General features: G+C 56.8%; 9 protein-coding genes. 4 read left to right on the forward strand and 5 right to left on the reverse strand.

What is annotated here, in order from left to right; genetic code table 11:
* The first annotated feature begins 45 nt into the window (after nt 1-45).
* Both Harman_RS19925 and iolM read left to right on the forward strand, forming a co-directional pair.
* Entirely contained in the window at nt 46-831 is a 786-nt protein-coding gene (locus tag Harman_RS19925; protein ID WP_137685435.1) for an SDR family NAD(P)-dependent oxidoreductase, read from the forward strand.
* A 116-nt stretch (nt 832-947) separates the two neighbouring features.
* Nucleotides 948-2,102, forward strand: a complete 1,155-nt coding sequence (gene iolM, locus Harman_RS19930; RefSeq protein ID WP_137685436.1) for a scyllo-inosose 3-dehydrogenase — start codon at nt 948-950, stop codon at nt 2,100-2,102.
* 129 nt (nt 2,103-2,231) lie between these two features.
* Here the strand turns inward: iolM and Harman_RS19935 are convergent, their stop codons facing one another.
* Nucleotides 2,232-3,971 carry a thiamine pyrophosphate-binding protein gene (locus Harman_RS19935; protein WP_137685437.1) on the reverse strand — a complete coding sequence of 580 codons (1,740 nt, stop codon included), beginning with the start codon at nt 3,969-3,971 and terminating at the stop codon, nt 2,232-2,234.
* Between the two features lie 54 nt (nt 3,972-4,025).
* Nucleotides 4,026-5,003, reverse strand: a complete 978-nt coding sequence (locus tag Harman_RS19940; protein ID WP_137685438.1) for a TIGR03557 family F420-dependent LLM class oxidoreductase — start codon at nt 5,001-5,003, stop codon at nt 4,026-4,028.
* A gap of 294 nt (nt 5,004-5,297) precedes the next feature.
* Here Harman_RS19940 and Harman_RS19945 point away from each other — a divergent pair, with 294 nt between their 5' ends.
* Nucleotides 5,298-6,062 (forward strand): IclR family transcriptional regulator, encoded by a 765-nt coding sequence (locus tag Harman_RS19945; protein ID WP_137685439.1) that lies wholly within the window; start codon nt 5,298-5,300, stop codon nt 6,060-6,062.
* Nucleotides 6,063-6,702: 640 nt separating this feature from the next.
* Here Harman_RS19945 and Harman_RS19950 read toward each other — a convergent pair.
* From Harman_RS19950 to Harman_RS19960, 3 genes are all read right to left on the reverse strand, one after another.
* Entirely contained in the window at nt 6,703-8,664 is a 1,962-nt protein-coding gene (locus Harman_RS19950) for an archaea-specific SMC-related protein (RefSeq protein WP_137685440.1), read from the reverse strand.
* Between the two features lie 769 nt (nt 8,665-9,433).
* Complete coding sequence (locus Harman_RS19955; protein WP_137685441.1) at nt 9,434-9,826, reverse strand: hypothetical protein; 393 nt, start codon at nt 9,824-9,826, stop codon at nt 9,434-9,436.
* Entirely contained in the window at nt 9,819-10,757 is a 939-nt protein-coding gene (locus tag Harman_RS19960; RefSeq protein ID WP_137685442.1) for a ParA family protein, read from the reverse strand. The genes Harman_RS19955 and Harman_RS19960 overlap by 8 nt, the downstream gene beginning before the upstream one ends.
* A 271-nt stretch (nt 10,758-11,028) precedes the next feature.
* Here Harman_RS19960 and Harman_RS19965 point away from each other — a divergent pair, with 271 nt between their 5' ends.
* Nucleotides 11,029-11,316, forward strand: coding sequence for a hypothetical protein (locus Harman_RS19965; protein ID WP_137685443.1), 288 nt, complete (start codon nt 11,029-11,031; stop codon nt 11,314-11,316).
* Nucleotides 11,317-11,532: the final 216 nt, after the last annotated feature.

Consider the following 11,532-nt stretch of genomic DNA (forward strand, 5'->3'; position numbering starts at 1 on the left):
CGTCGGATCCGTACAACTCTTATCCGTGCAGCCGTAAATCGGGGTATGGGTTCAGTAGCGTACGATTTCGAGGGAGACACGGTTATCGTCACCGGCGGTAGTTCGGGTATCGGACGGGCCATTGCGCTGGCATTCGGTAATGCCGGTGCGACGGTTATCAATGCCGACATCACGCCGGAGACGAAAGACGCTGATGCGAGCAAACCGACGCACGAGGTTATCCAAGACGACGGGGGACGTGCCGTCTTCGTCGAGACGGACGTCTCGGAGCGGTCGGACATCGAATCCGTCGTGGAGGCTGCCCGAGAGTTCGGCGGCGTCAACGTGATGGTGAACAACGCCGGCTGGTTCACCCGCGGCGACCTCTTCTCGGTCGACGCCGAGACCTTCCACCGGATTCACGACATCAATTCTCACGGCGTGTTCTTCGGTTGTCAAGCCGCGGCAGCGGACATGCGTGACCGCGGCGACGGCGGTGCGATCGTCAACACAGCCTCCATCAGTTCGACCCACGCGCAGGTCGATCAGATTCCATACGATTCGACGAAGGGTGCGATCAAGATGATCACGCGCGGTGCGGCGCTCGAACTCGCGGGCGACGACATCCGAGTCAACGCGGTCGCGCCAGGTCACATCGCCACCGAGTTCGGCTCTGGAGCCGAGCAGAAAGAAGAATCCGTCGAGGCCGGCGACCTGATGAAACCGATTCCACTCGCCCGGCCGGGTTACCCAGAAGACATCGCCCCGGCGGTCCTATTCCTGGCTAGCGAACAAGCAGGGTACGTGACTGGCGAGATGGTGTACGTTGACGGCGGTTGGCAGACATTCTGAGGTTAGCGTTCCTGTATTTGGCGCAATGTTGGATTCAAGTAACGTCAGTGTCCGTCACCGTTTTCCCGGTGTGTGAATCCAGTACAGTTATGTCACCGGGAGTCACAGTGAGTTATATGCGTGCGTTAGTGCTCGATGCGGAGTGGAACCCGCAATCAAGCTACGACCTGACGGATGACGAGAAGCAACGCCACCGGGCGATGGACAGTTCAAGCATCTGGCAGAATCCCGAGCTACGCGTTGAGGAACGCGAGCGACCCGAACCGGCCGAAGACGAGGTCCTTGTCCGTGTGAAATACGCCGGGATCTGCGGCAGCGACGTCGCCATGACAGAGACTGACGACGACGGGTACATGCACTACTCGGCGTACACGCAGCTCCCGAACGTCATCGGCCACGAGTTCTCCGGTGAAGTCGTCGAGACTGGCGACGACGCTGACCTGTTCGAAGCCGGCGATCCCGTAACCGCGGAGGTCACCGACTATTGCGGGCGCTGTCAGATGTGCCGGCAGGGTTTCCACGGCCACTGTGAGAACTTTGAGCAAATCGGCTTCACGCTCGACGGTGCGTTCGCGGAGTACGTCACAGTACCCGAGAAAATCCTTTGGGGCGTCTCGGAACTGTCCCAGCAGTATGAGGACGAAGACGAACTGTACCGCGCCGCCGCGACCATCGAACCCAGCACAATCACGTTTTACGGCCTTTTCGGGCGGGCCGAAGGCATCTGGCCCGGCGATTACCACGTCTACCACGGCGTTGGGCCCATTGGTCTAACCGGGATGAATGTCTCGCGGGCCGCGGGCGCGGGGAAGGTCATCGCCTTTGAGCCATCCGACGAGCGTCGCGAGATTGCCCATGACCTCGGCTTCGAGCACGTCTACAACCCAATCGAGGTTGACCCGGTCGAGATGGTCAACGAGGTCACCGGCGGCGAGGGTGCGGACGTACACGTTGAGACAAGCGGTGCGGTCGGTGCAACGTATCCCGTCATTGAGGACACGCTCGCCGAACGAGCGAACGTCGTCCACATCAGCAACGCCGGCAGCGATCCGGACCTTGCCCTCCGGAAATATCAGGGCTCGAGCGCCCAACTGTACGGCTCCGAGGGTCACACCGGCCAGCAGGTGTACCCGCGCACCATCCGACTGATGGCCAGCGGCCAGCTGGATAACCTCCCGATCATTACGTCGACGTTTGACCTCGAAAACGCCGACGAGGCCGTCGCGCAGGCTCGCAAGCGCGTCGACGGCAAGGTTCTGATCGAGATGTAGTATCGCGCGGGCGACCGTCGCCCGCTGACCGCCGAGAGCAGTTTGCTGTCCTACTTTCTTGGGATGTGTCTGTATCGGAACAGGGTTGGCCCGAACAGATGACCGCAGCGAGAAAAGCGCCAGTCGCGGTTACTCTTCGAGGTCCGCGAGGTCCCACTTGCCGGTGATGATCGCACCAGAGTCGGGGTTATCCGGCTCAACGACGGCTTCGACAAACGAGGGACCGTCGTGGGCGAACGCCTCTTCGAGGACGCCGTTGAGGTTCTCGGGCTTGACGACGCGCTCGGCGAAGCCAACGTTGAACGAGTTAGCCATATCCATGAAGTCAACCATCTTCTCGTCGTCGAACTCCGTGTCGAGGACGCGGTCCCAGCCATACTTGTTCACCTGGAGGTTCCGGATGGACTTCCAGCCGCTGTTGTTGACGACGACGTAGTTCACGTCGATGTCGTGTTCGACGGCGCAGGCGACCTCCTGGTTACACATCAGGAAGCTGCCGTCACCCTCGAAGTCGACGACCGTCCGCTCGGGATTGGCGAGCTTCGCACCGATTGCGGCCGAAACACCCCATCCCATCGTCGAGAAGCCACCACAGGAGATGTTCGTCCGTGGTTCGTACACTGGGAACTCGGGGTTGATCGTTTCTTGGGGCTGGCCGGCGCTCGTGACGATGCTGCCGTCCCGTGGGAGTACCTCACGGACCGCTCTGGCCACGCGTGAGATGCTCATCGGGACCTGGTCGTTCTCCCAGCGTTCGTCGACTTGCGTTTGCCAGTCTTCCCACAGCTCCTGGATCTCGTCGTAGTACTCGTTGTTCTCCGTTGAGACGGGGTCGACGCGGTCCTGAACGGCTTCCGTGATCTGTCGGGTGACGACCTTCGCGTCGCCCTGGATGCCGACCTCGACCGGGTAGTTCTTTCCAATCTCCTGGGGGTCGATGTCGACATGGACCAGCTTGCTCGGCGGTATCTCGAAGCTCACACCCTCCTCGAAGGAAGAGGTGTGCATGTCCGTGAACCGGCAGCCGACGGCCAGGATCACGTCTGCGTTGGAGGCAAGTTCGTTGCCGGCCGAGGACCCGATCCAGCCCGCGTAGCCCACGAACAGGTCGTGGTCCTCCGGGATGATGCCCCGTGACTGGAATGTCGGAATGACGGGGGCCTGGAGATGTTCGGCGAGTTCCTGGACCTCATCCCAGGCCTCTGCGATCATCGTGCCACCACCAGGAACGATGACTGGGCGGTCAGCCTCGGCCAGCAGATCCGCGGCATCCGAGACCGTCTTGGGATCACCGCCGGGTCGGCTGTGGGGGCGGTGCTTTGTCGGTTCGGGTAGTTCCACGTCCGCTGCCGCACCCTGAACGTCCATCGGGACATCGACATGGACAGGCCCGGGACGACCGGACAGTGCGCACTGGAACGCCCGGCGGAGGATGCGCGGGAGCTGTTCCACGTCGTTGACGACGAAACTCTTCTTCGTGACGGGCTCCATCACACTGGGGAAGTCACCGGGCTTCTGTCGCTCAATCTCCTGAAGGATCCCCTGTCCGTATTCGTGTGTCTGGGGTGCACCGGTGAAAATGACCATTGGGATCGAGTCCACGTAGGCTGTCGCCGCCCCTGTCACGGTGTTCGTTGCGCCGGGACCGATGGAGGTGAACACGGCCAATGGTTTCCCGGACGCGCGTGCGTACCCGTCAGCGAGGTGTGTCGCGCCCTGCTCATGTCGCGGTTGGATTATCTCAACCTCGGAGTCGTTGAAAGCGTCGAGGAGATTCGTACTCCCGTGACCGGGAATCCCGACGAGGTACTCAACGCCCTCTTTCTCTAGGTAGTTGGCGATAATCTCGCCACCGTTCAGTCTAGGCATCTCATCACAAACGTGCACGCGGGCTTTATTAAACGTTCCCCCACACAGTTCCCGTCATAGTGAAGGGATGACCTCGTCGCCCATCACTTCGAAGAGACGTTCCGGTTCGGGGCTGGTGTTACCCAGCGCGATGCGGTCAAAGCCCATCTCGGCGTATTCCTCAAGTTGGGCGGCGATTGTCGAAGGGTCGTCGGCAATGAGGAACTTCGCCTCAATCTCTTCTTCGGTCGCCTTCTCCCCTTCCTGTTCGATCTCTTTAGGGTTGGCCATCGCGCGGTCGAAGACGTTCTGCGTCGTCGCCCACCACGGGCGGGTAGCTTCCACGGCGCGTTCGTAGTCCTCATCGTAGGATGCGATGACGAGTAGCGTCGTCTCGATGCTGTCCGGATCGCGACCTTCCTCCTCAGTGTAGCGGCGGATAGCGGGGTAGAGGCGGTCAGTGAACTCCTCTCCCTTTTTGACCGTGATGAAACCGTCGCCGTAGACGCTGGTCAGCGATGCCGTCGTCGGGCCGTTGGCGGCCAGGTGAATCTCTGGTCGCTCTTCGGGCATGGTGTAGAGCTTAGCCTCGTCAACCTCGAAGTGTTCACCTTCGTAGCTGAAGAAGTCGTCCGAGTCATAGAGTCCATGGATGATTTCTAGGGTCTCTTCAAGGCGGTCGCGACGCACTGAGTACTCCGGCCACTCGTGACCGAGGGGCTTCTCGTTCATTGCTTCACCCGTCGAGAGCCCGAGGACGACGCGTTCGCCGTGCATCTCCTGGCGGGTCGCAAAGGCCTGTGCCATCATCGCCGGGTGGTAATGTTCGCCAGCTGGCGTGACGCAGGTTCCAATCGGGATATCGACGCGTTCGGTGGCGGCCCCGAGCCAGGACCAGGCAAAGCCCGCCTCGGCGTCCGTGTGGAACCACGGGTGAAAATGATCCGAGGTCCAGATGAAGTCGTAGCCATTCTCCGAGGCAAGTTCGGAGTATTCCAGCAGTTCCGATGGGCTGTACTGCTCCTGGTGAGCCATGTAGTCGATTTTGACCATCGCAAGTTGGACTTGTGGTGTCCGTGTAATATCGTTTTCCCCCGCGGACCGGTTCACGAACCGATGCGTTGCGACGAACCTCCGTACTCCTGTAGCATCCCACGTTCGTGCAGTGCGAACGCGCGATAAACTCTCTGGTTGGTGAATGAGGGGCTGACCCATGATAATTCGGGATAGGCCTACAATCGGTTACTTCGTCCGCTGTTTCCGATTAATTATGTTCGTGTCTAACAAACACCCAAATCGTTCGTAGGTGACGAACACATTTATACAGGTGGCGGTAAATGTCAGGGTATGGCAACGCACGACGGGTCTCGAACGGTGGAGGCGGTCCAGACCACGCTTGACATCATCGAACTGCTCCTCGAACGGGACGGCGCCGGCATCACGGAGATTGCCTCTGAATTGGACCGGTCAAAGGGGACGATCCACGGGCACATGGCCACGCTCTCACAAAACGAGTTCGTCGTGAAGGAGGGCGAGACGTACCGTCTGAGTCTGCGATATCTTGAACTGGGGGAAAAGGTTCGTGACCGGCTCCAGATCTATGATGTCGTCACAGAGGAACTCGACGACCTCTCTGCGTCCTGTGGCGAACTCGCCCAATTCGCAATGCCTGAACACGGGCGTGCTGTGTATATCTACAAGAGCGCCGGAGAGAAGGCTATCCAGTCTGCCTCATCCCCGGGGAAGCGAGAGTACATGCACTGTCTCTCGCTGGGCAAAGCGATGCTGGCACATATGCCCAGAGAACGCGTTGAAGAGATTATCGACCGCCACGGCCTCGTCGGATACACGGACAACACTATTACCGACCCCGACACGCTGTTCGAAGAACTCGAAACGATCCGGGAGCGCGGCTACGCCTTCGACCGTGAGGAAAAGATCGAAGGCCTGCGTTGTGTCGCCGCCCCGGTGAAGACGAAAGAAGAGATAATCGGCGCGATCAGCATCTCTGGCCCCGCCAGTCGGTTTGAAGGCGAGTTCTACGAGGAGGAACTCCCCAGCAAAGTCACGCGGTCGGCAAACGTCATCGAAATCAACTCACAGTTCTCGTAGCTCCGCCAACCGCTATGATATGGAGTTCGCCAGACCCGAACACCAGCTGTCGGTGACAGGGACACAACGTCGTAGGGGATCCGGTTATCGGATCAGAACAGTAATCCCAGTTCCTGGTAACACACGTACGACTGTTATCCTTGATATCCACACTGATATTCATAATTTATCAGAAGGCCAATTCACAACCCGCCAGCGGTAATGTACCGAACCAGAGTTCGGTTATCGTATCCGTGGTTCGGCTCAACGACCAGCAGTTCTGGCGATATACCACCGCGAACCTACTGACAAATCAATTCTCTATTTGCGGTTCTCTTCGGCCACAATAACCACTCCTTCTGAAATCTCTCTCAACGAACCACGGCCGACACACGATGTCGAAACAGCGTCTTTCGTTGACGACGCAACATCCCCCAAAGTGTTCTTCAACGAACTATACTCCAATTTCAATCAGAATGCCACGGAAGCCCGAACGTCACCAAACGTATATATTGAGCAATTAAATCTCAAATCATTCGCTTTCAGAACATTTTAGCCACGTCAAACTGAGCACAACCGAAGGTTGGTTCCAAAGCTTCGCTTATTGGCACAGTGCTCCTAACGAAACACCATCAAATAGGGCAGATAGACTTCTTTGCGCTTAGAGCGATGTGATGCGATTGAAGTCGTCGTCGAGCGCCTGGGCGTCCTCCGGCAGGAGGGCGACGACCAGATGCTCGGCGTAGTCGGCGAAGTACTCGACGAGTTCGGCGATCCGTGCCGAGTCGATGGCCTCCAGCGAGTCAAGCAGCATGAACGGAACGCTCTCGTGGAGGTCATGCACCAGATAGCCCGCAAGCGCGAAGATGAGCCCCGTCACTTCGCGTTCGCTCTCGCTCAAGTGCTCGATGGTGTCTTCGTAGGCCGCGCCGTTCTCCGTCGTCCGGACGATGTGGAGTTCGAACACCGTTCGGTCGACCTTCTGACGGCCCTCGCGAACGGTCTGCTCGACGCGCTCGATCCAGATGCGTTCGAGGTTCTCGTACTCCAGAATGCCGAGAATGGCGTCCATGTGCTCGTTGAACTGGTCGACAGCGTTGGCCTCGATCTGGTCGATCTTCGTTCGCTTGTCGGTGAGTTCATCCACTAGCGCATCGCGTTCCTCGCGGAGGTCGTCGGCCTGCTCGACCATCGCTTCGATTTCCTCGATTTCCTCGCTCACGTCGTCGAGGTCTGATTCCAGGCTGTCGATCTCGAACTCCAACTGGTTGGCCTCCCGGTGCAGCGAGAGTATCTCGTCGAAGTCCTCGGATTCGAGGTTGTCGACCTCGTCTTCCAGTGACTCGACATCCTCGGTCAGCTCCTCGCGGCGATCCTTCAGGGAGGTGATCTGCTCTTCGCGGCGCTCGATCTCCGTTTCGGTCTCCGTGATCTTTCGCTCGACGTTCTCGCGGCGGCGCTGCTTTTTCTCGGCCTCGCGCTGGTCGGACTTGAGGTCGTCGAGCTCTGATTTGATGTCGTTGAGGTCTTCGACTTTCTGCCGGCGGAGGTCCTGCAGGCGCTCGACGGTGTCTTCGATCTGCTCGCGGTCGACCGTCGACCCACACGTCCAGCAGACGACGGATTCGCCGTCGTCGCCTTCGAGGAGTTGCTCCGTGACATCGCCATCGGAGCCCTCTGGCGCGTCTTCGAGCGACTGGATGACGTCGTAGTCTTCCTCTTCGAGGCGCTCCTCGTTGTACTGGATGAGGCTCTGCAGGTCGGATATCTCGCTGTTCAGTTGCTGACGCTGGTCACGCAGGGTTGCGATCTCGTCTTCGAGGTGCTGCTGGTCGCCCATCGGCGTCTCGGGCAGTTCGTCCAGTTCGTCCTTGAGATCGGACCGTTCGCGTTTCAGCGAAGAAATGCTCTCTTCCTGGGCCTCGATGTCCCGGCGGACGGATTCGAGGTCGGACCGCGTCGAACGGAGTTCGTCGAGCTTCTCTTCGAGCACGTCCTGTTCCTGGCGGCTCTCCTCGATATCCCGGCTGCTGTTGTCGATTTCCTCTTCGCGCTCAGCCAGTTCCTCGCGTTTCTCCTCGATCTGCTCGCGGAGTTCGGTCCGGCGCTGTTCGAGGTCCGGGAGGTCACGCTGGCGGGATTCGATAGTGGCGAGTTCGTCGTTTATCTCGCCTTTTTCCTCCTCTAGTTGTTCGACCTCAGAGCGGATGGCGTCGATGTCGACCGGCCGCATGATGATTTCGCGGAGGTCGTCACCTCGTGCCACGGAGCGGCGCGCCTCGTTGGTTTCGAGCAGGAACGCGAACAGGTCGGCGACTTCAGGGTCGTCGAGATAGCCCTCGCCGTTGAACTGGACGGCGTCCCCCGCTCGCGTGAGTGTGCGCTCGTATATCTCATCCCCGTACGTGAGGGTAACGCTCCCCTCATCGGCATCGCCTTTCAGCGTCGCCTGCGTGCTTCCCATCGCCGCCATGATAGATTGCAGAAACGATGTCCGGTTCGTCGCGTTCTTGCCCGTCAGGACCGTTACGCCCGGCGGAATATCGACTGTCGTCTCGTCGATCCCACCGATATTGGCCACTTCAAAGTGGGCGACACTAGATTCTTTCTTTGATTCTGCCATTATGGACATATAGTAGAAGAAGGTATAAAATGATACTGCACCGAGATGGTCAGTTTTGGCCGTCATATCGGCAGCCAGTCAATTCTATGATTGGTTCCATAGATTTACCTCACGTATTCGTGGCCAACTCATAGATCGAACAGTAGTTACCTGAGACTTCGATGGCAGCCGCCTCCATCGTACTGCATGACGAGTTCGTCAAGTCAGTTGCTTGGGAGAGGCAACTCCTCTTGCAGGTTGCCGTCACTGTCGTTGTCACAACCATGTTCGGATAGTATCCAAACCAATGGAGTCCGAATGGACGGAGCCGAAGCATTGGACCGAACGGAGTTGTTCTTGATACCAATCTCCTTGCACACAAAGTGCGATTCAAACTATTCATGTTCGGTTCTGCTGTAGATACCATTTCAGTCCAAAGGCGTTCAATACGAAATCGTCTTAAATGACGGAATTTAGTCAGAAATAGATCTATACCATCCTAAAAAATGAATAATACAATCAAATTAAATGGTAGTAGTGGTAACTAGCCAAAACCAAGATATATACTAGTGGATTTGGCCTCAATAAATCCAAATGAAATAGCTCGGGCAAGCCTGAGTTTACCAATCTGAAGATCGAGTCCTTGACGGAGCTGGTATCTGGAGAGCTGTTATTATCGGTTGGCCGTTGACGCATTACTCTACGCCAAAACTGCTATACCTGTTGCAAGAATTTCAGTCGGTTCAGTATTTATGAATAGTATACTATCTTAAAATAGTATACTACTTTTCTATTCTAAAGACTGGGTTTCACGCGCTTGTTCGAACCGTTTGGCGACCTCATCCACGAGATCTTCTTCCACGACGGTCCGGAGAAGAGCATCCGTCATCTCCCGAACCACGATGTTCTGGTAGCCCTGCTGATTGAGTTCACGCTCCAGTTCGTATTTCAGCCACGAATCGAAGTTCTCGATTGTTTCCTCACGGGCATAGAACGGCCGCTGGTTGGCTTCTTCATAGCTGAATGCACTATCGGTCATCGGATCTCGTTGCTCGACGGACTCCCGAGAATGTGACTCTTCAGTCACCGTTGATTCGGATCCATCATCTGTGTCCTGTGATTCGTTATCTGGTTCATCTTCGAGCGTCTCCCCGAGATCAGCAAACGGATCGTCCTCAGCCATGGCGGACCACCTCCCCGGCTTCAACGATGTGTGCCAATTCATCGAAACACTTCAGTTGGTCACAGTCTGGATCGTAGTCCAGCAGTGGCTTTCGTTCGCCGTAGGCTTTCGTGATGCTAGTACGGTCCCGAATGCCCGGTGAGGGGTTGCTGTCGCCGACATCAACAGCGTTCCAGTCCGTAATCCGCGCGAAATTTGGAATACGATCCTGGAGGGTATCGTGCGAATTGAGCCGTTCAAGCAGCTGGCGGTCCTGTGTTTGTTGGTCGATACGGCCGCTCAACATATTCGGAACCAAGGCTAGAACGTCGACATCCATGTGCTGCCGGAGCGGTGAGATCTGTCGCTCAATAGTTCGCTCTAGGCCAGCCATTGCCTCGTTCCCGGGAGCGAGGGGAAGCACAAGATTCCCCGTCGCGACCAGCGCATTGTCTGTGAGCCGAGACCGATAGGCCGGCGAATCCGTCACGATATAATCGTACATGTCCCCAAGAAGTGGATCGACGACCGCTCGTTTGAGCAGCGCAGAGGGCTGGAACACGTCGCCGACGACAATCTCCCGTTCAACCTGTTCTAAGTCCTCGCTGGATGGGAGAATATCGAACTCAAAGCCGGTATCATAGACGACAGAAGCCGGGTCAGCATCGTCGAAGAAGACATCGCCAATTGTCTCGTCTGTGTTGTGATATTGATCATCGAATCCTAGGCCGACGGATGCATGGCCGTTCGGGTCAAGATCAATGAGGAGAGTGTTGTGGCCTTGGGCGGCCAACTGCCGGGTAAGGTTCACAGCGAGCGTCGATTTGCCAACGCCTCCCTTCAGCATGCAAACCGAAACAGCACGAGAATTCCCGTTGGTTTGTCCCGAGTTATATGGGCTATTTGGACTATTCGTGCTATCTATACTATTCGTTCTATCTGAACCACTCATACTATTCATCAGTATACACCCCTCTCGACTTAACTTTGTGGTGAATAGTTTAGATAGTATACTATTTTAAAATAGTATACTATCTTATTTAATCGCACTATTCATAAATATCGAAAATTTCATCAGTAGGGTCCAATGCCGGATTTTGTAGATAGTCTTCTATTTTAGAATATTATTCTATTTCCAAATAGCTCTATCTGCAGTTAGAATCTCGAGAGTACGGAGACTATCAAGGTGGATTTGTGTCACCTCGCGACTGGAGGTTCCCACCGTGTCCAATCCAGATAACGTTGACAGCCGCGTTTTGCTTACTGAACTTGCAACCTACCAGAACCGAAAGCTCCTGCTCTGGCAACTCGCAGCCGACGGCCGCTCGTTCTGCGGTGTCCGATTCGTTGCTCGGGAACGCGACCTGCAGAACGCGCCCGTTAAGAAACAAGTTCAGGCCTTCGTCGACGACATGCTCTCAGATGGTGAGATCCGGCCAGAATACGATGCGATGGCTGACTGGGAAGCGCTTGAAGCAGCCCACGGTGACACTGCCGACCAGTTCCTCTAGATAGGACTCCTCCGAAAGAGCGATTTTGTGTCGCCTCAGTGGCTGGAGGCTTTCCAGTATGTTGCCTACAGCCGATGTTCCGTTCGAACGGCTCTGGTGAATCGCTGGACAGCGTCGGTTTCGACCGTCAGAACTAGGAAGTTGAAGCGGGAAACCGCCGATGGTCTATGTCGAAGATTTCCCGCTTCACGAGCAAAGCGGTCCAGTTAGCTAAAA

This window comes from Haloarcula mannanilytica, from assembly GCF_005406125.1.
GTDB lineage: Archaea > Halobacteriota > Halobacteria > Halobacteriales > Haloarculaceae > Haloarcula > Haloarcula mannanilytica.